The 22,543-nt window shown below is 61.5% G+C and carries 23 protein-coding genes; 16 read left to right on the top strand and 7 right to left on the bottom strand.

Annotated features, from left to right (window positions below; translation table 11 throughout):
* Positions 1 to 23 precede the first annotated feature (23 nt).
* The 5 genes from ACQK2M_RS17790 to ACQK2M_RS17770 form a co-directional block, all read right to left on the bottom strand.
* The gene (locus ACQK2M_RS17790) at positions 24 to 1,979 is read right to left on the bottom strand and encodes a tripartite tricarboxylate transporter permease (protein WP_425418883.1); all 1,956 of its coding nucleotides are present in this window, start codon (positions 1,977 to 1,979) and stop codon (positions 24 to 26) included.
* 21 nt (positions 1,980 to 2,000) lie between these two features.
* The gene (locus ACQK2M_RS17785) at positions 2,001 to 3,491 is read right to left on the bottom strand and encodes an AMP-binding protein (protein ID WP_425418882.1); all 1,491 of its coding nucleotides are present in this window, start codon (positions 3,489 to 3,491) and stop codon (positions 2,001 to 2,003) included.
* A 24-nt stretch (positions 3,492 to 3,515) separates the two neighbouring features.
* Entirely contained in the window at positions 3,516 to 4,487 is a 972-nt protein-coding gene (locus ACQK2M_RS17780; RefSeq protein ID WP_425418881.1) for a hypothetical protein, read from the bottom strand.
* Between the two features lie 156 nt (positions 4,488 to 4,643).
* The gene (locus ACQK2M_RS17775) at positions 4,644 to 5,297 is read right to left on the bottom strand and encodes a uracil-DNA glycosylase (protein ID WP_425418880.1); all 654 of its coding nucleotides are present in this window, start codon (positions 5,295 to 5,297) and stop codon (positions 4,644 to 4,646) included.
* 11 nt (positions 5,298 to 5,308) lie between these two features.
* Positions 5,309 to 5,905: an NYN domain-containing protein gene (locus ACQK2M_RS17770; protein ID WP_223476983.1), complete on the bottom strand. Its 597-nt coding sequence runs from the start codon at positions 5,903 to 5,905 to the stop codon at positions 5,309 to 5,311.
* Positions 5,906 to 6,157: 252 nt separating this feature from the next.
* Between ACQK2M_RS17770 and rpoZ the strand changes: the two genes are divergently transcribed.
* The 15 genes from rpoZ to ACQK2M_RS17695 all read left to right on the top strand — a co-directional run bounded on the left by rpoZ (position 6,158) and on the right by ACQK2M_RS17695 (position 19,171).
* Positions 6,158 to 6,538 (top strand): DNA-directed RNA polymerase subunit omega, encoded by a 381-nt coding sequence (gene rpoZ, locus ACQK2M_RS17765; RefSeq protein WP_223476982.1) that lies wholly within the window; start codon positions 6,158 to 6,160, stop codon positions 6,536 to 6,538.
* A gap of 96 nt (positions 6,539 to 6,634) precedes the next feature.
* A complete protein-coding gene (locus tag ACQK2M_RS17760) occupies positions 6,635 to 8,896 on the top strand; it encodes a RelA/SpoT family protein (RefSeq protein WP_425418879.1) in 2,262 nt (753 codons plus the stop codon).
* Between the two features lie 54 nt (positions 8,897 to 8,950).
* Positions 8,951 to 9,529, top strand: a complete 579-nt coding sequence (gene pyrE, locus ACQK2M_RS17755) for an orotate phosphoribosyltransferase (protein ID WP_425420080.1) — start codon at positions 8,951 to 8,953, stop codon at positions 9,527 to 9,529.
* 125 nt (positions 9,530 to 9,654) lie between these two features.
* Complete coding sequence (locus tag ACQK2M_RS17750; protein ID WP_425418878.1) at positions 9,655 to 10,236, top strand: DUF2062 domain-containing protein; 582 nt, start codon at positions 9,655 to 9,657, stop codon at positions 10,234 to 10,236.
* Complete coding sequence (acpS, locus tag ACQK2M_RS17745; protein WP_223476979.1) at positions 10,233 to 10,631, top strand: holo-ACP synthase; 399 nt, start codon at positions 10,233 to 10,235, stop codon at positions 10,629 to 10,631. Before ACQK2M_RS17750 ends, acpS begins: the two co-directional genes overlap by 4 nt.
* Before the next feature lie 102 nt (positions 10,632 to 10,733).
* The gene (lepB, locus tag ACQK2M_RS17740) at positions 10,734 to 11,477 is read left to right on the top strand and encodes a signal peptidase I (protein ID WP_223476978.1); all 744 of its coding nucleotides are present in this window, start codon (positions 10,734 to 10,736) and stop codon (positions 11,475 to 11,477) included.
* Positions 11,474 to 12,178, top strand: coding sequence for a ribonuclease III (gene rnc / locus ACQK2M_RS17735; RefSeq protein WP_425418877.1), 705 nt, complete (start codon positions 11,474 to 11,476; stop codon positions 12,176 to 12,178). The genes lepB and rnc overlap by 4 nt, the downstream gene beginning before the upstream one ends.
* Complete coding sequence (gene era, locus ACQK2M_RS17730) at positions 12,171 to 13,085, top strand: GTPase Era (protein WP_425418876.1); 915 nt, start codon at positions 12,171 to 12,173, stop codon at positions 13,083 to 13,085. The genes rnc and era overlap by 8 nt, the downstream gene beginning before the upstream one ends.
* A 15-nt stretch (positions 13,086 to 13,100) precedes the next feature.
* The gene (gene recO, locus ACQK2M_RS17725) at positions 13,101 to 13,850 is read left to right on the top strand and encodes a DNA repair protein RecO (RefSeq protein WP_223476975.1); all 750 of its coding nucleotides are present in this window, start codon (positions 13,101 to 13,103) and stop codon (positions 13,848 to 13,850) included.
* Positions 13,847 to 14,365 (top strand): PaaI family thioesterase, encoded by a 519-nt coding sequence (locus ACQK2M_RS17720; RefSeq protein ID WP_425418875.1) that lies wholly within the window; start codon positions 13,847 to 13,849, stop codon positions 14,363 to 14,365. Before recO ends, ACQK2M_RS17720 begins: the two co-directional genes overlap by 4 nt.
* A gap of 176 nt (positions 14,366 to 14,541) precedes the next feature.
* Positions 14,542 to 16,029: an alkaline phosphatase gene (locus ACQK2M_RS17715; protein ID WP_425418874.1), complete on the top strand. Its 1,488-nt coding sequence runs from the start codon at positions 14,542 to 14,544 to the stop codon at positions 16,027 to 16,029.
* 103 nt (positions 16,030 to 16,132) lie between these two features.
* The gene (locus tag ACQK2M_RS17710; protein WP_223476972.1) at positions 16,133 to 16,558 is read left to right on the top strand and encodes a hypothetical protein; all 426 of its coding nucleotides are present in this window, start codon (positions 16,133 to 16,135) and stop codon (positions 16,556 to 16,558) included.
* A gap of 81 nt (positions 16,559 to 16,639) precedes the next feature.
* Positions 16,640 to 17,314, top strand: coding sequence for an ABC transporter ATP-binding protein (locus ACQK2M_RS17705; RefSeq protein WP_425418873.1), 675 nt, complete (start codon positions 16,640 to 16,642; stop codon positions 17,312 to 17,314).
* A gap of 3 nt (positions 17,315 to 17,317) precedes the next feature.
* Positions 17,318 to 18,640, top strand: coding sequence for an ABC transporter permease (locus ACQK2M_RS17700; protein WP_425418872.1), 1,323 nt, complete (start codon positions 17,318 to 17,320; stop codon positions 18,638 to 18,640).
* Positions 18,641 to 18,664: 24 nt separating this feature from the next.
* Positions 18,665 to 19,171: a copper chaperone PCu(A)C gene (locus ACQK2M_RS17695; protein WP_425418871.1), complete on the top strand. Its 507-nt coding sequence runs from the start codon at positions 18,665 to 18,667 to the stop codon at positions 19,169 to 19,171.
* Positions 19,172 to 19,184: 13 nt separating this feature from the next.
* Here ACQK2M_RS17695 and ACQK2M_RS17690 read toward each other — a convergent pair whose 3' ends face one another.
* On the bottom strand, positions 19,185 to 19,637 hold the full coding sequence (locus ACQK2M_RS17690; RefSeq protein ID WP_425418870.1) for a TlpA family protein disulfide reductase: 453 nt from the start codon (positions 19,635 to 19,637) through the stop codon (positions 19,185 to 19,187).
* An 81-nt stretch (positions 19,638 to 19,718) separates the two neighbouring features.
* Positions 19,719 to 20,954, bottom strand: a complete 1,236-nt coding sequence (locus ACQK2M_RS17685) for an MFS transporter (protein WP_425418869.1) — start codon at positions 20,952 to 20,954, stop codon at positions 19,719 to 19,721.
* A gap of 258 nt (positions 20,955 to 21,212) precedes the next feature.
* On the opposite strand from ACQK2M_RS17685, the gene ACQK2M_RS17680 reads away from it, so the two are divergent.
* A complete protein-coding gene (locus ACQK2M_RS17680) occupies positions 21,213 to 22,520 on the top strand; it encodes an HD-GYP domain-containing protein (RefSeq protein WP_425420079.1) in 1,308 nt (435 codons plus the stop codon).
* Positions 22,521 to 22,543: the final 23 nt, after the last annotated feature.

The raw sequence follows: 22,543 nt of genomic DNA, 5'->3' as shown, positions 1-22,543 counted from the left end.
CGGTTGGCATTGTCCGCGCTCTCCTAAAATAATTCCGCGATCTGTTTTATCCACGGCTCCGGCCAAGGAACCGACACTAGGTGGTCGAACACCGCGTAAGCCACAGTGGCGACGCAAAGCGAGAGGACCAGCGCCGACACGATCCTCTTTGGCGCATGCCGCATAAACGTCGCGAATACGTAGATCGCTACCGCCGCCAGATGGCCAAATGCCAGGATGAGTACGAAGAACGAAACGCAATAGGCGGCCATCGACGCCGGAACGCGGACGCCGCGCCACAACGCCTGCGCGGTACCCGATGGCCACACGGCTGCGCCGCGGGTCTTCATGTCGAGGGCGAAACGCGCGACCAGCGTCGCTGCGGCGAGGATGGTGGCCACGCCCATAATGGTCGGAAACAGTCCTGCCACGAAACTGAGCTCCGTCGCGTGGAAGGTCATCAGTCCGGCGAGGGACAACAGTACGACATAGCCCAGAAAATCCGCTGTTGTGTCCGGTGCTCTCGTCTCCTCGTTCGGAATCCTTCGCGCCTTACGCACACCGAAAAACGTGACGGTCAACACCGCAGCAGCCGCGATCACGACCGTGGGTCGAAAGAAATCCCAGCCTTGGTGCAGCTGCAGCGAAAGAAAGAAGAACCGCTCGACACTCGCGCCGAGCACGAAGCCGAGGGATAGGGCAGCCCGCGACCATCCCTTGTGCTTCATGTAGTAGCCGAGCGCGCCAGCCAAGACAAAGACAAGAATGTCCTTGGGGTCGGTATTACGGTAGAAGGCGCCCAGGACGAGGAAGACCGTCGCCACCGGGAATATGTAATATGTCGGGATGGTGGCGATGCGGGCGAAGGGCCGCGCGAAGGCGATGCAGGTCGCGGTGCCGACGATATTCGCCGCGCATATGAAGAACACCATCGCATAAATCAGGCCGACATTTTCTCCGAGCATCTGCGGGCCGGGCACAAGCCCTTGCACGTTGAACGCGCCGAGCAAGATCGTCATCGTCACCGACCCCGGCAGGCCGAGCGCAATCGTTGGAATGAGATAGCCGCCTTCCTTGGCGTTGTTGGCGCTTTCCGGGGCGATTACACCTTTGATGTTACCTTTGCCGAATTCTGGCTCGTCGCGGTTCTGCCTCTTCGCCAGCCCATATGCGACCCAGTCAATGACGGTCACCCCGACCCCCGGAATGGCGCCAAGCACCGCGCCCAGCGAACTGCTTTGAAACACTAAGCGCCAATTTCTCAGAGTGTCGCCGATGCCGGCACGCAGGCCGATATTGTCGGCTAGGCGGCGAGGGCCTTCGCTGATCCTGCCGCGCTGTAGCAGATCGATGATTTCCGGAAAGCCGAAGATGCCGAGAAACAAGATTTCCAGCGGCATCCCGTCCCATAAATAGATCAGTCCTCCGGTGAACCGTTCCTCGCCGGTGTTATTGTCGAGTCCGATAAAGGCCAGCAAAACACCGATGCATAGAGACGCCAGCCCCTTGAAACTGTCGCGTCCCGATATTAGCGCGACGAAGAGCATGCCCATCAGTGACACGGCTAGGAAATCCGGCATCTGCATAGTCGTCACGATCGGCCGCAGGAATGGGATGACCGCCGCTAGGACCACCGCTCCGAAGATACCGCCGATCATCGATGCCGAAAATGCGGCGCCCAATGCCCGTTCTGCCTGGTTCTGTTTGGCGAGGGGATGCCCGTCCTCCACGGTGGCGATCGCCGCGACAGTGCCGGGCACGCCTAGTAGGACGGCGGGTATCGTATCGGAAATTGAAGTCACCGCAGTGACCCCGAGCAGCAGCGCGGTGGCCGCGAACGGATCGAGATGATAGGTGAATGGCACCAGCATGACGAGTCCGAACAGGCCGCCAACGCCCGGTATGATGCCAAGGACCAGCCCAGTCATCACGCCGGCGAGCAGCATGGATAGTGTGACGATATTGAATATTCCGTCTAGAAAAATGCCGGGATCAGACATGCTGTCGCGCAGATTTCAGCATCAAGCAATTCCGGATTTTTCCAGTATAGGGCTTAGCTCTGCGCAAAGGTCCGACGCTTTTTGCCTGATCGCCTTTCCCGTCTCCGTACGGGGAACTTCTCGCGACGCATAGATTGCCGTTGGGCCGGCATTGAACCAGCTTTCGCTCTGCATGTTCTGGAGGAGGTCGATCACCGTTTTTCCGATGTCGCTTCCCTCGGCGAACCGCAAAATGAAAAAAAGCCGGTCGACCCCGAATTCATCCGCTTTGACAAAACAGTATCCGTCTTCGATCCCGCTAAAATTTTGGATGAAGTCATCATACCGCAACATGTCCATCTTCACGCCGCCAAGATTTGCGGTATCGTTTGAGCGTCCCTCGATATGGAGAAAGCCTAGGTCGTCTATACGCCCGAGATCGCCTGGAAAGAACCATCCGTTTCGGAACGACTTGCTGTTTGCTATATCGTCGTCGATGTAGTGGGGCATCCCATGCTTGCCCCTGATGCGCACCCGCCCGATGGTCCCGTCGGATACTGGCCGGTGTTCGTCATCGACGATTTGGACGTCGGCCAGGTTGTTGATCGGCTCGAGACGGCCATCGTAGCTCTCATCGGCGGCTATCGTGTATTCCGCGACGCTTCCGAGTTCGGTCGATCCGTAGAAAACCGTTATCCTCTCAAAGTGTTTCCGCATCGCGTTCATGAACACCTCTCCCGGACGGGCGCCCCCCACAAGCGCAAGCGGAAGTTGTCTTTCGACCCCAGCGTTGTGCATGCTCGCGAACAATTTTGTATATTGTTCCGGCGAGCCGACAGTTTGCGAGATCTCCTTTCGCGCTAGGACAAGCGGGCCTGCTCGCTCGATGTTTACCCCGCCGGATAGGAGCGTGCGAATACGGGTGTTCGCGCCGACGCCGGAATCAGAGCGAAACAGGCACATCGAAGTGAACCTTTGGTTCCTCGGCGTCGCTGCGGAGACCCAGGTAATGCGCGCCCATTCGTCTTCGACTGATACATAGATGGCTTTTTTCTCACCCGTTGTTCCCGAGGATGCGCCAAGCCGAGACATGTTGGACCCATCGGAGAAACCGTCCGGTTTTTCCGCGTTCAACACGGCCATCGCATCGATTGCGCTAACCGGATGCAAATCAAAGATGATGGCCTTTCCAGCAATCACACGATCCGATTTTCTCGGCCCCGGTGCGATCAGCGTATGGGTTACGTGGTCCGCGATAGACCTGCTCGTCAGGCCGTATTCTGGGGCCCAGGCGGCGCCGAGTAGAGAGCAAGCAGCTATCGCGGCTATCGCCTCTCTCGGTTCGTCCACGGCAACAGCGACGCAATCCCCGCGAGTAACACCATGCTGCCGCAACAAGAGCGCCAACATCGCCACGAGGCTCGCAAAACTCTCGTAATCCAAGTCCCCGTCGGGGCCGGAGAATGCAATTCGCCCGCGATACCGGTCAGCCGCTTCGAGGACTGCGGCTCCGATGTTTTTTCCCAGCGTCATGTCGTTACGGAGCGCTTCGCTGTGTCACTTGGTCAGTTCGATAAGGCGGCTCACCGTAGCTGGATCCGATTCGGATACGGCCTTGATCTTTGCTTCCAGCGCCGATCCGTTGGCGGGGTTCATGTCGATATAGACTGCTAACGCTTCCTTGAGAAACTCCGGATCTTTCATTACGGCGTCGAAGGCCGCGCGATAACGCATCACCGCCTCTTGCGAAGCACCCGGCGCCATGAAGAACGGGTAGTAGATTTCGTCGCGAGCACTAAAGAGCTTGATCGCGGCTTGGGTCTCGTCGTTCGACGCGAAGGATGCGAAACTAGGAATAATTTTTCCGTCCAGCTCGATTTCGTTGGCGGCAGATCCGATCAGGTTGTACGTGCCCTTTTGGTTGTTCCGGATATAGCGGTCCAACTGGCTACCACAATAACCCGCGATCTCGCCACGTTGGACGGCCGCCTCGATATCGGTAAGGCCCTTGAAACCAGTGATAATCTCGTACTTTCCGCCGAAACTATTCTTGACCAAGGCAGCGAGTTGATAGAACCCGCCGGTCTGCGATGTCGCTCCCATCTTGATGTCTTCGGAAATGAGCTTCTCGAATGTGTCAACGCCTGATTCCTTGGAGGTCAGGCAAATGCTCGTCACCGAATTCAGGCTGCCCAGCCACTGGAACGCGGAGAAGTCTACGGCGACGGCGTCTGGGTTCAAACGCGCCCGGACAATCTGGCTGGCGAGGATCAATCCGATTTCATTGTCGGCGTCGGAAACCTGCATCTGTCTGGCGAGGTTGAGGCTCGATGCTCCTTGGACATTCTGCACGATGACACCCTCGCCGCCGAGATGCTTCTCTAGGTAGGGAGCCATTAGCCGCGCGGCAAAGTCATATCCGCCGCCCGCTGTCACTCCAACTTTCAAGAAGGTATCGGCCACCGAAGTATTCGCGGAAACAAGGCCGATTGCGGCGGCCACAATGGCGTACAAGGCAGGTCTGATCATTAGAAATTCCATTAGCGCCGAAAACTGTCAGGGTTGATTTCGTCTAGATAACGTCACGTCATCGTAACGTCACGCAATTCTTCCTCTGCGACCGTTGAAACTTGGTGAAAAGTTGCCGACGAACGGCGCTTCAGGGTGGCTCTTGTCGTCTGCGCATTAATCGGCGGCGAGATGCGCCGCTTTCTGAAAGACCTGCTCGAACATCGCCGGCGTCAACACTCCGGTATTGATGTTGTAGCGCGAGCAATGATAGCTGGAAACGATTGAAATTCCGCCGATTTCAGTCGCCACATCATGCTTGAACGGATGAACGGCGACACGTTCGCCGAAGGCCCGGATCGTGGAGTCATGCGCGATCTTTCCGAGCGTCACGATCGCCTGAAGGTTTGTGAACCGGTCGATTGTCGCCGTCAGGAACTGCCGGCAGGTATTGACCTCCGCCGCGACGGGTTTGTTCCCCGGCGGCAGGCACCGCACCGCATTCGTGACGGCTGTTCCAGAGAGGCGCAGACTGTCGTCGGAGCGGGATTCGAACGTTCCGGTCGCAAATCCGTGCGCCTTGAGTGTCGCGTAAAGCATGTCGCCCGAGAAATCGCCGGTAAACGGCCGCCCGGTCCGGTTTGCGCCGCGCAGGCCGGGTGCGAGGCCGACGATCAGGAGGCGAACGCATTGCGGGCCCTCCGGCGGCAGCCATGTGGAAACCGGCGCATTGTGCCAGCCGGGCTCGCGCACCCGCCATTCGGCGATGAAGTCGTGCAGGCGCGGACAAAGCGCGCAGTCCCTCTCGGGCTCGGCGGCGGAGACAGTCAAGGAGCCTTCGGTCAGTAGTCTGTATCGTCGTCTTCGTCGTGGTCACGCGCGGTGACCGACTGCCGCGGGGCAGGGCGTTCCGACGCGTCGCGTCCGATTTCGCCCTGTAATCCCTTCAGGTCCATGAAATGGTCGGCCTGGCGGCGAAGGTCGTCGGCGATCATCGGCGGCTGTGTCGACATCGTCGACACGACGGAAACCTTGCGGCCGCGCCGCTGCAGCGCCTCGACGAGCGAGCGGAAGTCGCCGTCACCGGAGAAGATCACGAAATGGTCCACCGAATCGGCGAGTTCCATGGCGTCGATCGTCAGCTCGATATCCATGTTGCCCTTGATCTTGCGACGGCCCGCGGAGTCGGTGAATTCCTTCGCCGGCTTGGTGACGACCTTGTAGCCATTGTAATCGAGCCAGTCGATCAGCGGCCGGATAGAGGAATACTCCTGATCCTCGACGAGCGCGGTGTAATAATACGCGCGAAGCAGGTAGCCGCGGGACTGGAACGCCTTCAGCAGCTTGCGATAGTCGATATCGAATCCGAGTGACTTGGCCGCAGCGTAAAGGTTGGCACCGTCGATGAACAAGGCGATCTTCTCGCGTGGATCAAACATCTTGTAGGCCTTTGCCCGAAAATTGTTGTTGTGCGAATAGTATCGGCATCCCATGAATGCCGGATTGAATCAAACCCTGCAATTTGGCTCATGCGCCGGAAAACGGGCTGTTTTGTGTCTGCCGCCTTGATTGCGCCGCATTCGCGCGCTTGCTGCCATTCGAGTTGCGCTGTCCGCCATAAAGCGGTATAGCCATCATAGTCCTGATGGATATGAACCTCCACATAATTATTGACGTAAGGGAAACGCAATATGGCTCGCGTTACCGTCGAAGACTGTATTGACAAGGTCGAGAACCGTTTTGATCTCGTACTCCTGGCTGCGCATCGCGCCCGCCAGGTGTCGCAGGGCGCGCCGATCACGGTCGATCGTGACAACGACAAGAATCCGGTGGTCGCACTGCGCGAAATCGCCGACCAGACGCTTTCTCCGGGCGATCTGAAGGAAGACCTGATCCACTCGCTGCAGAAGCATGTCGAAGTGGACGAGCCGGAGAGCGATGTCGTCGACACCGCCGAGGCCGCGGAATCCGAGGATGCTCCCGAAGCGATCACCTTCGACCGGATGTCGGAAGAAGAACTGCTCGCCGGAATCGAGGGACTTGTCCCGCCGGAAAAATCCGACGATCTCTGATCGGTTCGCCGACCTTCAAGGCATTGCCATGGATGGTTTTTTCAAGGCGCGCGGACGGATCGGTCCGCGCGTCTTTTCTTTTGGGAATTTGCGCCAATGATGCGCCAGTACGAACTGGTCGAACGCATCCAGCGTTACAAGCCGCAGGTCAATGAGGCGCTGCTCAACAAGGCATATGTCTATGCCATGCAGAAGCACGGCGACCAGAAGCGGGCGTCCGGCGATCCCTATTTCTCCCATCCGCTCGAAGTTGCCGCCATCCTGACGGACATGCGGCTCGACGAGAGCACGGTCGCCGTTGGCCTGCTGCATGACACGATCGAGGACACATCCGCGACGCGCCGTGAAATCGAGGAGATGTTCGGCGAAGATATCGGTCGCCTTGTCGATGGGCTGACCAAGCTCAAGAAGCTCGATCTGGTATCCAAGCGCGCCGCGCAGGCGGAAAATCTTCGCAAGCTCCTCCTCGCAATCGCCGATGATGTGCGCGTCCTGCTCGTCAAGCTCGCCGATCGTCTCCACAATATGCGCACCCTCGATTTCGTGCCGCCGCACAAGCGCGCCCGCATTGCCGAGGAGACGATGGACATCTATGCGCCGCTTGCCGGCCGCATGGGCATGCAGGACATGCGCGAGGAACTGGAGGAACTGGCATTTCGCCATATCAATCCGGAGGCCTATCGCACCATCACGGACCGGCTCGCGGAACTGGGGGAGTACAACCGCGAAACGCTTGGTGAGATCACCGAGACCCTGCAGAACCTGCTCGCCGCGAACGGCATCAATGCCGAGGTCTACAGCCGTCAGAAAAAGCCGTGGTCGGTCTTTCGCAAGATGGAATCGAAGGCGCTGTCCTTCGAACAATTGTCGGATGTGTTCGGCTTCCGCATCATCGTCGAGAAGGTCGATGACTGCTATCGCGCGCTCGGCATCGTCCATCGCAAGTGGAACACCGTGCCCGGACGCTTCAAGGATTATATCTCGACGCCGAAGCAGAACGACTATCGGTCGATCCACACCACCATTGTCGGCCCGTCGAAACAGCGTGTCGAACTGCAGATACGCACCCAGGAAATGCACGAGGTCGCCGAATACGGCATCGCCGCGCATGCGCTCTACAAGGACAAGTCCGCCGCGGCGAAGACGAACGGCCACGACGAGGCCGGTGTCGCCCTGTCGCGTGATTCGAATGCCTACGCATGGCTGCGCCGGACCATCGAGTCGCTTTCCGAAGGCGACAATCCCGAGGAGTTCCTGGAGCACACCAAGCTGGAACTGTTCCAGGACCAGGTTTTCTGTTTCACGCCGAAGGGCCGCCTGATCGCGCTGCCGCGCGGTGCGACCCCGGTCGATTTCGCCTATGCGGTTCACACCGATATCGGCAATTCCTGCGTCGGCGCCAAGATCAACGGCCGCATCATGCCGCTGGTCACGCGCCTGCAAAACGGCGACGAGGTTGAGGTCGTGCGCTCGAACGCGCAGACGCCACCGGCGGCGTGGGAGCATGTCGTCGTGACCGGAAAGGCCCGGTCGGCGATCCGCCGCGCCTCGCGCATGGCGATTCGCAAGCAATATGCCGGCCTCGGCCATCGCATCCTTGAGCGCGCCTTCGAGCGGGCCGGCAAGGAGTTCTCCCGAGACATTCTGAAACAGGGTGTCAGACGGCTTGGCCAGAAGGAGGTCGACGACGTGCTGGCTGCGGTCGGGCGAGGGGAGATCCCCTCCGACGATGTCGTGCGCGCCGTCTTCCCCGACTACCAGGATGCGCGCAGTTCCGCTCTCCCGGCTGGCGGCGTCGAAGGTGATGGCTGGTTCAATTTGACCAGCGCGACAGGCATGATGTTCCGCATCCCGGGCAATACGGGCCCCGAGGACGACAAGGGCGTCGCGACGCGTGACGCGATCGATCGTGCAGTGCCGATCCGCGGTGCTGCGAGCGATATTCCGGTGCGTTTTTCGCCCGAAGGTGCGGTTCCCGGAGACCGCATCATCGGGATTTCCACGCCGGGCAAAGGAATCACGATCTATCCCATCCAGTCTCCCTCGCTGGCGGCTTATGATGACCAGCCGGAACGCTGGATCGACGTGCGCTGGGATCTCGACGGCCTGGACCGCCAGCGCTTTTCCGCCCAGATCGTGGTCACGGCGATCAACGCGCCGGGCTCGCTGGCCGAAATCGCGCAGATCATCGGCAATATGGATGCCAATATTCACACGCTCTCCATGGTTCGCACCGCGCCCGATTTCACGGAGATGAATTTCGATCTCGAAGTCTGGGATTTGAAGCATCTCAATGGTTTGATTGCGCGGCTGCGGGACGCGGAGGCGGTATCGACGGTCGAGCGCGCGAATGGATGACGGTCGCTGCTCAGGATACGAGACGGATAACGGGGACGATGCATGACGCATGAAATGACAACGCAGGACGTGCTTGACGTTTTTGAGAGTGCGGGAGCGGTGCTGCACGGGCACTTCATTCTGACATCGGGCCTCCGGAGCCCGGTCTTCCTGCAAAAGGCACGTGTCTTCATGCATCCGGACAAGACGGAAATTCTCTGCAAGGCGCTCGCCGCCAAGATCGAAGCTGCGGGACTGGGCGGGATTGATTATGTCGTCGGTCCGGCGGTCGGCGGGATCATCCCCGCATATGAAACCTCGCGCCATCTTGGCGCGCCGGCGATCTGGGTCGAGCGCGAGGCGGGGGTCTTCAAGCTGCGCCGTTTCGAGATGGAGAAGGGCGCACGCGTCGTCATTATCGAGGACATCGTCACCACGGGCCTGTCCATCCGCGAGACCGTGGAAAGCCTGAAGGAACTCGGTGCGGAGGTGCTGGCCGCCGGCTGCCTGATTGACCGGTCAGCAGGCAAGGCCGATGTCGGCGTCCCGCTCATCGCGTTGGCCGAATACGAGGTTCCGGCCTATCCGGCAGACAAATTGCCGCCGGAATTGGCTGCCATACCGGCGATCAAGCCGGGCAGCAGGAGCCTGTGATCATTGCGGCCCGCACAGCGAAGCTTGATGCCGGGGGCGGGGCTGACTATCTCATGGGCGGTTACCTTGCGTAGAGATTTCGCCGCTACGCGTGGGAAGACCGGTTTTCGACAGGTGTGGCCTCTATGATTTTTGGACGCAGGGAACGCGAGAATTGGCGTAGCAGACTGCGTGTCTGGATGATGCCACGCCGCAACTACGCGCGTTCCTTCCGCTACTACTGGAAGCGGATGCTTCGCATCAAGGCGACGCCACATGCCATCGCCGCCGGTGTCGCGGCTGGCGCTTTCGCATCCTTCACACCCTTCATGGGATTGCACTTCATTCTCGCCTTCGTGCTGGCCTGGCTTCTCGCGGGCAACATGATCGCTGCCGCACTCGGCACAGCCGTCGGCAATCCTCTGACGTTCCCCGCGATCTGGGCGGCAACGCACGGCGCGGGAACCGCGATCCTCGGAATGGCGGAAGCGGGGGCATCGCCCAAGCCCGTCAATGTCGGCTCGCTTCTGCACAATGGTGAGATCCTCGCGATCTGGGATCCGATCCTCAAGCCGATGCTGATCGGCGGCGTGCCGCTCGGGCTGCTCGTCGCCGCATTCCTCTACGTTCTGACGCGCGTTGCCGTGACCGCCTTCCAGAGCCGCCGCAGCATGCATTTCGAATCGCATCGCCGCGCCGCGGGAGAAAATCCGGAGTTCGAAGCGTGATCATCGGACTGGGCAGCGACCTGATCGACATCCGCCGCGTCGAGAAATCTCTCGAACGTTTCGGTACGCGCTTCACCGAGCGGGTCTTCACGGAAGTCGAGCGCGCCAAGTCGGATCGTCGTCGTCTGCGGGCCGCGTCCTACGCCAAGCGCTTCGCAGCCAAGGAGGCTTGTGCAAAAGCCTTGGGAACGGGCCTATCGCGTGGTGTTTTCTGGCGCGACATGGGCGTCGTGAACCTTCCGGGCGGCAAGCCCACAATGCAACTGACGGGCGGTGCGGCGGAGCGTCTTCACGCCATGATGCCGCAGGGGCACAAGCCCGTCATCCATGTCACGATCACGGACGATATGCCGCTTGCGCAGGCCTTCGTCATCATTGAGGCTGTACCGGAATAGATTCGCGCCGGCGTGTTCCCGCATCTGGAATTGCGGCCTTGGGTCCGAAAGGATAAGACCGGTCGCACGACCGGGAAAATAACGACAACGGGATGAAATTTCGTGGCTGAAAAGACCGAAACCAAACAAAATTCACTGGGCGAGATCGTCTCGGTCATCGTCCAGGCGCTCATTCTCGCGCTGCTCATCCGCACGCTGTTGTTCCAGCCCTTTTCCATCCCGTCAGGCTCGATGCGCCCGACCCTGCTGGAAGGCGACTACCTGTTCGTTTCCAAGTTCGCATACGGCTATTCGCGCCATTCGCTGCCGTTTTCGCCGAATATCTTCTCCGGCCGCATCTGGTCGGGAACCCCGGAACGCGGCGATGTCGCGGTGTTCAAGCACCCGGTTTCCAATGTCGATTACATCAAGCGCGTGATCGGCCTTCCGGGCGATACGATCCAGATGCGCGACGGGCAGCTCTACATCAACGGCGAAGCTGTGAAGCGCGAATCCGCCGGCCAGATCGACGATCCCGACGTGACGGAGAAATTCGGTCCGGTCGACGTCTACACCGAAACGCTGCCCAATGGCGTCAGCTACCGCACGCTTGACCTGTCGCCAAATTCTAGCGCCGACAACACTCGCGAATTCATTGTGCCGGAAGGCCATTATTTCATGATGGGCGACAACCGCGACAACTCCAACGACAGCCGCTTTGGCGTCGGCTACGTCCCGCTGGAGAATTTCGTCGGACGGGCGAATATCATCTTCTTCTCCATTGCCGGCGGAGCGTCGCCGCTGGAGATCTGGCGCTGGCCGTCCGAATTGCGGTTCGACCGGTTCTTCCATTCCGCCTCGAAATGACGAAGGCGGCGGTTTCGCCCGAAATGCTGCGGCGGCTGGAGGAGATTACGGGGCATCGTTTCGTCGATGCCGGTCGCCTCGACCGCGCGCTGACGCATGCCAGCGCCCGCGGGCGCGCCGGGCGCGACTATGAACGTCTCGAATTTCTCGGCGACCGGGTGCTTGGCCTTTGCGTCGCCGAGATGCTGTTCGAGGAGTTCCAGTCGGCCGACGAGGGCGAATTGTCTGTGCGGCTCAACCAGTTGGTGAATGCGAACACGCTTGCTGCGGTGGCGGATGAACTGTCGCTCGGCGATTTCATCCGGACCGGATCGGATGTCCGCCAGCTTCGCGACAGTCACCGCAAGAACCTGCGCGCCGACGTTGTCGAGTCGCTCATCGCGACGATCTATCTCGACGGCGGTCTCGACGCCGTACGGCCTTTTATCCGCCGTTACTGGAAGGGCCGGGCGTCGGAAGCAGAGGCCGCGCGCCGCGACGCCAAGACCGAATTGCAGGAATGGGCGCATCGCGCCCACGCTGCGACACCCGTATATGAAGTCGTTTCGCGCGTCGGTCCGGATCACGATCCCGTCTTCACGGTTTCGGTGACTGTCGGTGGATTGAAACCCGAGATCGCCGAAGGGCGCTCGAAACGTATCGCCGAGCAGGCGGCCGCGGAACGGCTGCTTCAGCGTGAGAAAGTGCGTGAAAATGACTGAGACAAAAGAAGCCCCGTCACGTTCGGGGTTCATCGCGCTGATCGGCGCCCCGAACGCCGGCAAGTCCACGCTGGTCAATCAGCTTGTCGGCACGAAAGTGTCGATTGTCACCCACAAGGTACAGACGACGCGCGCGCTGGTTCGCGGCATTGCCACCGTCGATCGCACCCAGCTCGTTTTCATGGATGCGCCGGGCGTCTTCGCACCGAAGCGCCGCCTCGACCGCGCCATGGTGACGTCGGCCTGGTCCGGTGCCCGCGATGCAGACATCGTCCTCGTGCTTGTCGATGCGCGCAAAGGCATCCGCGAGGACGAGGAACGCATCCTCGAGGTGCTGCCGGATATCCGTCAGACGAAATATCTGGTGCTCAACAAGATCGACACCGTCGAGCCGCCGCGGCTTCTTGAACTGGCGAAGGAAATCAACGAGCGCGCGGAATTCGCCGAGACGTTCATGATCTCGGCCTCGGAAGGTTACGGCTGCAAGGATCTTCTCAAGAAACTGGCGGAGACTGTCCCGGAGGGGCCCTGGTACTATCCGGAGGACCAGATCTCCGACCTGCCGATGCGCCAGCTCGCGGCCGAGATTACCCGCGAGAAGCTCTATCTGCGCCTACACCAGGAATTGCCCTATTCCTCCACCGTCGAGACGGAAACGTGGGAGGAAAAGAAGGACGGCTCGGTGAAGATCCAGCAGGTGATCTTTGTCGAGCGCGACAGCCAGAAGAAGATCGTGCTCGGACACAAGGGCGAGACGATCAAGGCAATCGGCCAGGCGTCACGCAAGGAGATCGCGGAGATCCTCGAGCAGCCCGTCCATCTCTTCCTCTTCGTCAAGGTGCGCGAGAACTGGGGCAATGATCCGGAGCGTTATCGCGAGATGGGGCTGGACTTTTCCGCCGACTGACGCAATCTCCGCGCCATGGAATGGCGGGACCGCGGCATCATTATCGGCACACGAAGGCATGGTGAGACCAGCCTGATCCTCGAAGTGATGACCGAGCAGCGCGGCCGGCACCTCGGATTGGTCCGCGGCGGGCGCTCGCGCCGCCAGCAGCCTGTGCTACAGCCCGGCAACGAAGTCGATCTCACATGGCGCGCACGCCTTGAGGACCATCTCGGTACGTTCCAGGTCGAGCCCATGGCGCTTGCCGCGGCGCGGCTGATGGAACACCCCTCCGGCATTTACGGTATCCAGCTGCTCGCCGGCCATCTGCGCCTGTTGCCGGAACGCGACCGACACTCGGAATTGTTCCGCGCGATGGAAGTCATCATCGAACATTTGTGCGAACCGGAACTCGCTGGTCCTCTGATGGTTCGCTTCGAATTGCGCCTGCTGGAGGAGCTGGGCTTCGGTCTCGATCTCACCGCCTGCGCGGGAACCGGCCAGCGCAACGACCTGATCTACGTGTCGCCGAAAACCGGCCGCGCGGTCAGCCGTCTGGCCGGTGACCCCTGGAAAGACAAGCTCATGGCGCTGCCGGCTTTCCTTGGCGGCCAGCCCTCCGCCGTGCCGACGGCGGCGGAAATGGCGGCCGCCTTCGATCTGACGGCCTTTTTTCTACGCCGGCATGTCTATGAGCCGCGCGCCATCAAGGAGCCCGATGCACGCGCAGGCTTCATCAACGCGGTCGGTCGGGCTTTTTCGGATAGCAGGGAGCACAGTACGTGAGTGTATCGAATGACGAGATCATGCCGGGCGTAGCGGCAATCGGCGGCTTCGGCCCGATACCTATCGCTGCCTATCACGAAATGACCGGGCTGGAGATCCTGCGGGCCATCATCTCCGGCGATCTGCCCGCGCCCCCCATCTCGAAGGTTCTGACATTCGCCCTCACGGAAGCCGACGAGGGCAGGGTGGTGTTCAGGGGTGTGCCCAAAACCGACTACCTCAATCCCGGCGGGACAGTGCATGGCGGCTGGACAGCGACGATCATGGATTCCGCGCTTGCATGCGTTGTCCAGTCCGTCTTGAAGAAGGGCGAGGCGCTTGCAACGACGGAGTTCAAACTCAACCTTTTGCGTCCCGTCCTGCCGGATATGGGCGAGGTCTCCTGCGAGGCGAACATCGTCAGCCGCGGGCGCACGATCGGCGTGTCGGAAGCCCGCCTGACCGACAGCCGAGGTCGGCTGCTCGCCTTCGGCACCGAAACCTGCTCGATCTTCCCGGCGCGCGCAAAGTCCTGAAACACCTCGAAATTTCTTATCTCTCATTCCGCATCGTAACCTTGTTGAGAACGAAATGTTATAAAATAACATATTGATATCGAAGGACTTTTCCCTGTTGCCGTTATTCAATTGTCATGCACGGCGGATACGAGGCGGAAGACGACCACCGTCATCCATCACACAGGGAGACACCCATGAAAACGACCGTCACCGCGGCGCTTCTCGCGACGCTTTCCGCATCCGCCGCTTTCGCCCAGGACCTGCCCCAGGCCAGCAGCGACTGGTTCACCTCGGCACAGAAAGTCATTCAGGAAAAGATTGCCGCACAGCCCAACACGAAGAAGGCGAAGAACGTCATTCTGTTCGTGGCTGACGGAAACGGTGTCGGCACCAACTACGCCGTCCGCCTGTTCGACGGCCAGTCCAAGGGTATGCTCGGTTCCGAAAACGTGCTGCCCTACGAGACCTATCCCTATACCGCGCTGATCAAGACCTACAACATCAACGCCCAGACACCGGATTCCGCCCCGACCGCCGGTTCGATGAACACTGGCGTCAAGCAGATCTTCAACACGATCAACCTCTCCGAAGCCGGCGTGAACAAGGATTGCGCCTCCGAGGAAGGCAACAAGCTGACGACCTTCTCCGAAATCGTCACGGGCATGGGCAAGTCGGTCGGTATCGTCTCGACCGCGCGCATCACCCACGCCACGCCGGCCGCCGTTTACGCCAAGACGGCTGATCGCAACTGGGAAGGCGAAGCGCCGGAAGGCTGCACCGATATCGCCCAGCAGCTGTTCGACGCCATGTCCGCCGGCACGGTCGATCTCGCTTTCGGCGGCGGCTCGCGCTACTTCGCGCCGAAGGATGTCGAGACCATGGATGGCGGCAAGGGGCGCCGCATCGACGGCCGCAACCTGATCGAGGAAGCTCAGGCTGCCGGCGCGCAATACGCCTACGACACCGCGTCCTTCAACGCGCTGAAGCTCGACGGCTCCACGCCGGTTCTCGGCCTGTTCGAAGACAGCCACATGAAATACGAATACGACCGCGCCGACGATGACGAGCCGTCCCTGACCGACCTGACCAAGGCCGCCATCGAGCAGCTGAGCCAGAACGGCGACGGCTTCTACCTGGAAGTCGAAGCGGGCCGCGTCGACCACGCGAACCATGCCGGCAACGCCTACCGCACCCTCACGGACGGTCAGGAATTCACCAAGGCCGTCGCTCTGGCGGACGAACTGACCGATGACGAGGACACCCTGATCATCGTCACCGCCGACCACGAACACGCGATCGCCTTCAACGGCTATTGCGGCCGCGGTTCCAGCATTCTGGGCCTCTGCATGGGCATCAAGGCTGGCCAGGTCGAGAATTCCGGCGAGCCGCTGCTCGGCGCCGACGGCAAGCCTTACACCGTCATCGGTTACCTGAACGGCGCCGGTTCGGTCATGACCGAGCAGGCCGACGGCTCCTATTTCGGCACCCGTCCGAATGTCGATGAAGAAACCGCGACCGACCCGGAATATCTGCAGCAGGCGCTGATCCCGATGTCTTCCGAGACCCATTCGGGCGAGGACGTTGTCTCCTTCGCCAAGGGCCCCTGGGCACATCTGCTGACCGGCACGCTTGAGCAGAACGTGATCTTCCACGTGATGCACCAGGCGGTCACCGCCGAATAACCGACGCATACGCAAACGGGAAAGGCCCGCCACGTTGCGGGCCTTTCCTCGTCCCCGACTGATATGGCTTTAAGCTGAAACGATCGTTGAAGTGAGGACAAGAATGGACCGGAGAACCTTTCTCGGCGCGAGCCTCGCTGTTGGATTTGCGCCGCACGCGCTGGCGCAGGACGATGGCGTCGTGCGCATGCGCGATCTCTACAACAAGGATCTGTCCTTTTCCGATTACGCGAAATCCATGGAGGGCAGCCGCATTTCCGTTCAGGGTTTCATGGCGCCGCCGCTCAAGGCCGAATCGTCATTCTTCGTGCTGACCAAGCGGCCGATGGCGGTTTGCCCGTTTTGCGAGACCGAGGCCGAATGGCCGGATGACATCCTCGCCGTTTACACCAAGCGAACCTTGAAGACAGTGCCCTTCAATATCCGCATCGTTACCAGCGGCGAACTCGCGCTCGGCACCTACACCGATCCGGAACTGGGTTTCGTCAGCCGCGTGCGGCTGGTCGACGCCACCTACGGGAGAGGTTGATGGGCGCTTCCGCGAACCGCAAGGTTCGCAGGCCCGCGCCGAGCGCGGATTCGCCCCAAGATCGGAAAAAGGATTAGACTGATGGGTCTCGCCCTGTCTGTCCGCGACCTTGTCGTCGAGGGCGACCGCGGACGCCGGCTCTTGCGCATCGGCGCGCTCGACATTCCCGCCGGAAGCCGTATCGGCGTGCGCGGCCCGTCGGGAGCCGGCAAGTCCACCTTTCTTTACGCGATCGCGGGCCTCATCGCTCTGAAGTCCGGGACGGTGACATGGGGCGATGAGGCGATTTCCGCCATGAACGCCCCCCAACGCGCCCGTTTCCGCCGCGAGCGCGTCGGCATGATTTTCCAGGACTTCCTCCTGTTCGAGGAATTGCCGGCGCTCGGCAACGCCGCGCTCGCGGCGTCCTATGCGGCAAGGTCCGAAGGTGATCGCATCGCCAGTGGCGCGGCCGCGATGCTTGCCCATCTGGGCCTCGGCGACCACGCCGACCGCGTAGTCGATACGTTTTCGGGCGGCGAACGCCAGCGCGTCGCGGTCTCGCGGGCGCTGGCCGCCGATCCGCCGGTCATTCTCGCCGACGAACCGACCGCCAGCCTCGACCGGGCCGCCGCCGACAGGCTGATCGGCGATCTCGCGGAGCTGGCCGAGACGCGCGGCAAGACATTGATCGCGGTCAGCCATGACGCCGCCCTGCATGAACGCATGGATCGCGTCATCGATATCGTCGATGGCTGCTGGACAGGCGAGGGCTGATCCATGTTCGCACCGGTAATGGATCTCTGGAACTCTCTGCCCGCCTCCGCGCAGGACGTGCTCTGGTTCGTGGTCCTGTTGCTGCCCGCGCTCGTGACCGGCCTCATCGTCACGCACGGCTACCGCCCCTTCGGTCTCGTGCGGGCGATGATGTGGCGCTACCGCTGGACAAATGCGCTCTTCATCGCGCTGATCGCCATTTCGGTCGGCATCGGCGTCGGGCTGATCGCGCAGGAGCGCGGGCTGCGCAAGGGCACGGCGCGCGCCGCCGAGAAATTCGATCTTGTCGTCGCCGCGCCCGGCTCGCAAGTGCAAATGTTGATGGCCGCCGTCTATCTGCAGCCCGTCGACGTGCCCCTGATCGACGGCCCCACCTACAACCGCATCGCCACCCACGAGAATGTCTCGCTCGCCGCGCCGATCGCCTATGGCGACAGCTATCAGGCGTCGCCGGTCATCGGCACGACGCCGCAATTCGTCACCCATCTGGCCGGCGAACTCGTCGAGGGCCGCATGTTCGCGGCCATGGGCGAGGCGGTCGCCGGTGCGCGTGTTCCCTTGCAGGTCGGCGACAGTTTCGTGCCCGCCCACGGCGTCGGCGATGCCGCGGAGCACGACGCCCATGAGGGTCATGACATCACCGTCGTCGGCAAGATGCGGCTGACCGGCAGCCCGTGGGACAAGGCGATCCTCGTGCCGGTGGAGGATGTCTGGGCTGTCCACGGCCTTGCATCCGGCCATGCGCCGGGCGATGCCGGCCGTATCGGCCCGCCCTTCGATCCGGACTATTTCCCTGGCACGCCCGCGGTCCTCGTGCGCGCCGATCAGCTCTGGGCGAATTACGCCCTGCGCTCGGAATTCACCACCGACAAGACGATGGCCGTCTTCCCCGGCGCCGTATTGTCCGGGCTGCACTCCATGCTTGGCGATGTCCGTCAGGTCATGAGCGTCATGGCGGTCCTGACCCAGGTTCTGGTGACCGCCGGCGTGCTCGCCGGGCTCGTCGTGTTGACCCGCCTCTATGCCCGCCGCCTTGCGCTGCTGCGCGCGCTCGGCGCGCCGGACCGTTTCGTCTTCTCGGTTGTCTGGTCCTATGCGGCGGTGCTCATTGGGGCCGGCGCATTGTTGGGTGTCGCCGTGGGCTTTGCGGCGGTCGGCGCGATTTCGCGCGTCGTCACCGCGCGCACCGACATTCTCGTCACCGCGACGCTCGGCTGGCCGGAATTCCACCTCGTTGCCGGCTTCGTCAGCCTCACGGTCATTCTCGCCCTGACGCCTGCCTTCATGGCTCTGTCACGCAACATCGTTACTGACCTGCGGGCGTAACAACATTACATCAAGGGGCGTTTCATGATCCGCGTGCTTTCCGCCGTTCTGACGGCATCTATCTGCTTTTCCCAGCCGGTCTTTGTGGCGACGGCGCTCGCGGAGGACCACGACGACCATTCGCATCACGAAGGCGAGGTGGACGGCGTCCGCACTGTACACGCATGGGCACGTGCCACGACCGGCAAGACGGCGTTTGTTTTCGTCGATATCGAGAACGCGTCGGACCGCGACATCGCCATCACCGGCGGCGAGAGCGAGATCGCCTCATCGGTCGAACTGGTGGGCTTTCAGTTGAAGGATGGCGAGCCGGACTATGTCGCCTTGCCGCCGGTGCCGATCAAGGCCGGTACCGAAATGACGCTGACGCCCGATGGTCTTGCCCTGCGCCTGAACGGCCTGTCCATGCCGCTGGTTCAGGGCGAGGAACATGAAATCGAGATCGAATTCGATTTCGGCCATATCGAAATGTTCTTCCAGGTCGAAGCCTCCGACGCGCGCCATCACAGCCATGTCGGCCATCAGCACTAATCGCGGATAAGCCTCAGCCGTTCAGATGCGCGGCGAGTTCCGCGCGCACGGATTCGTCGCTCCAGTCGAGCGGGCCTGAATGCTGCCCGACCACGCGGCCCTCTGCATCGATCAGAATGGTCGCAGGCATGCCGAACAGGCCGAAAACGGCGCCTGACCGGTTTCCGGCATCCTGCAGGGTCGCGAAACCGGGCAGGCCCAGATCGTCGAGAAAACGGTCGATCTTTTCGCGCGGCGAGGGCTCCACGGCCACGACGATCAGGCGGGTTGCGAGTTCGTCTTCTGTCAGTGCGTTCGAATAGGCGTCGAGACTTGGCAATTCTTCGCGGCAGGGTCCGCACCACGTGGCCCAGAAATGCAGGATGCCGGGTTTACCGACAGGCAGGAAATCCGCCAACACATGCGTCCGCCCGATCTCGTTGACCACGTCGACATCCGCGCTGGAGACGACGCGTGGTTCGCTCATGACAAAGGCTCCATCGGCTCGCGCCACGCCCGGCAACGAGCAGAGGAGGGCGAGGGCAAGCATGGATTTTAGCATGAGAGACTACTCCGCTGCGGTGAGAGCCGGCCGGGGAACCGGTTGCTCCTTGATCGGCCAGTGGACCGCGGCCGCGAACAGGCCGAGCGCGACACCGAGCCACCAGACGGGATCGTAGGTGCCGAAAATGTCATAAAGATATCCGCCGAGCCACACGCCGAGGAACGAGCCGATCTGGTGCGACAGGAAAACGATCCCGCCCAGCATGCCGAGATAGCGCGTGCCGAACATGATCGCGACCAGCGCATTGGTCGGCGGCACTGTCGAGAGCCACAGAATGCCCATCACCGCCGAGAAGATGATGACCGACGTCGCCGTTTGCGGCAGCAGCAGGAAGGCCGTCACCGCTATGGATCGGCCGATATAGATCAGTGCCAGGAAGATCGGTTTGGAGTATTTCTGACCGATCACGCCCGAGGCCAGCGAACCGATGATGTTGAAGAACCCGATCAACGCGATCCCGATCACCGCGTAGCGCGCGTCGATACCGATGTCGCCGATATAGGCGGGAAAATGCGCGGTGATGAATGCGACCTGGAAACCGCAGACGAAGAAACCGGCGGTCAACAGAAGGTAGCTTTGATGCCCGAATGCCTCGCGCAGCGCTTCGGCGATCGTCTGGTCGATGTCGGTCTGCTTCTGCGTGCCGGAGGATGAATTGCCTCGCAAAGGCACCGCCAGGACCGGGACGATCAGCATCATCGCGGACATGACGAGCAACGCGTCCGACCATCCGAATGAGTCGATCAGCGACTGGCTGATCGGCGCGAAAAGGAACATGCCGGCCGAACCCGCTGCGGTGCCCATTCCGAATGCCAGGGAACGCTGATCCGCCGTAACATTGCGCGCGAAGGCGGCGAGAATGATGCCGAAGGAGCCGGACGCAACGCCCAGCCCGACGAGAACGCCGCCGCCGGCGTGCAGGAACCAGATGCTCTGGGGTGCCGCCATCATCGCGAGCCCGGTGGCGTAGAGTACGGCCGAGAGCGCCAGGACACGCCATGTACCTTTCTTGTCGGCAAGCGCGCCGAACAGAGGTTGCCCAAGGCCCCACATCAGGTTCTGGATTGCCATGGCGAGACCGAAATCGGCACGCGACCATCCGGTATCCGCCAGCATCGGCAACTGGAAGAAGCCCATCGCCGAGCGAGGGCCGAAAGTCAGCGCCGTAATCAGACAGCCGCTTGCGATGATCAGCCAGGGAAATCCCGGATCGCTTCTGGAAACTGTCGCGGTGCTCATCCCGCATTCTCCTCTGGGCCCGTAGACCCGCAGAGTTTTATTCGGCTTCGCCGTAAGCGCCAAGCAGGCAAATGTGCCCGATACAATTCTGTTGAGACCATTGGGGCCTCACGATTGTTTAACACGTCGCTGTCTACTTTGACGCCGACCATGGAGACTGGCGGCGTGAAATCGCGTTACCTCGAACTCGGCCGACGCGCCGGCACGGCAAGCTTCCGCCTTTCGGAGATCCTGGGCGCGTTGTCCTACGCGCTCGACATGACGGAGGGACAGCCCGCAGGCCATTGCCTGCGCTGTTGCTGGATCGGCACCCATATCGGCCGGGCGGTCGGGATGGATGCCGAGGAACTTGGCGACCTCTATTACACGCTGCTGTTGAAGGATCTCGGCTGTTCGAGCAATGCGGCGCGCATTTGCGAACTCTATTTAACCGACGACATCGGCTTTAAACGCGATTTCAAGACTGTCGATGGCAGCCTTTCGGCCGCGCTTCGGTTCGTTTTCGCCAGGACCGGGCTCGAATCCGGCCTGACGGAACGCATCCGCGCCATCGTCAACATACTCCGCAATGGCGGCGAGATTTCGCGCGAACTGATCGAGACGCGCTGCCATCGCGGTGCCGACATCGCCGCCAAGCTGGGATTTTCCGAACGCGTCCAGAACGGCATCCGCTCGCTCGACGAGCACTGGGACGGATCGGGCAAGCCGGACCGGCTGGCGGCGGGCGCCATTCCGCGCGCGGCCAACATCGCGCTGCTCGCGCAGGTCGCCGACGTTTTCGCCTGGGAGCACGGTCGCGAGGCCGCGATCGCCGAAATCACCACCCGCTCTGGGGTCTGGTTCGATCCCGAGCTGGTGGAAGCCTTTGTCGCTGTCCAGCAGGATGAGGTATTCTGGACCGCGATGGCTGGCGATGACCTCGCCGAGACGGTCTATTCGATGGACCCCGCAAATCGCGAAGTGGATGGCGACGAGGAATATCTCGATGATGTCGCGTCGGCCTTTGCCGACGTGGTCGATGCCAAGAGCCCCTTTACCGCCAACCATTCCAGCCGGGTCATGTTCTATACCGACATGATCGCCGAGGAACTGGGCCTCGCGCCGGACCATCGCCGCTGGCTGCGCCGCGCCGCGCTGCTGCACGATATCGGCAAGCTCGCCGTCAGCAACCAGATCCTCGACAAGCCGGGCAAGCTCGACGACCAGGAATGGCAGTCGGTGCGCAGCCACCCCTGGCACAGCGAACGCATCCTCGAACGCGTATCGGCCTTTGCCGACATCGCACCCATCGCCGGCGCGCATCATGAAAGGCTCGACGGCGAGGGCTATCCCTACCGGTTGCGGGGAGACGAAATCGTTCTCGAAGTGCGCATCCTCACCGTCGCGGATGTTTTCGACGCGCTGGCCGCGGAACGGCCCTACCGTGCGGCTATGCCGGTCGCCAGGGCGCTTGCCATCCTCAGGCAGGGTATCGGCGCGGCATTCGACGGGGATTGCGTGGAAGCGCTTGCGCGTGGCCTTCTCCGGCTTGGAACGCCGGAAGGCGAGGGTGAGGTCGCCGCGTGAAAAGGCCTCCGGCGTATGGCGCC

Source organism: Oricola indica (genome assembly GCF_965227485.1).
Classification (GTDB): Bacteria; Pseudomonadota; Alphaproteobacteria; order Rhizobiales; family Rhizobiaceae; genus Oricola; species Oricola indica.
This window is presented reverse-complemented; position numbering and strand designations above follow the sequence as displayed.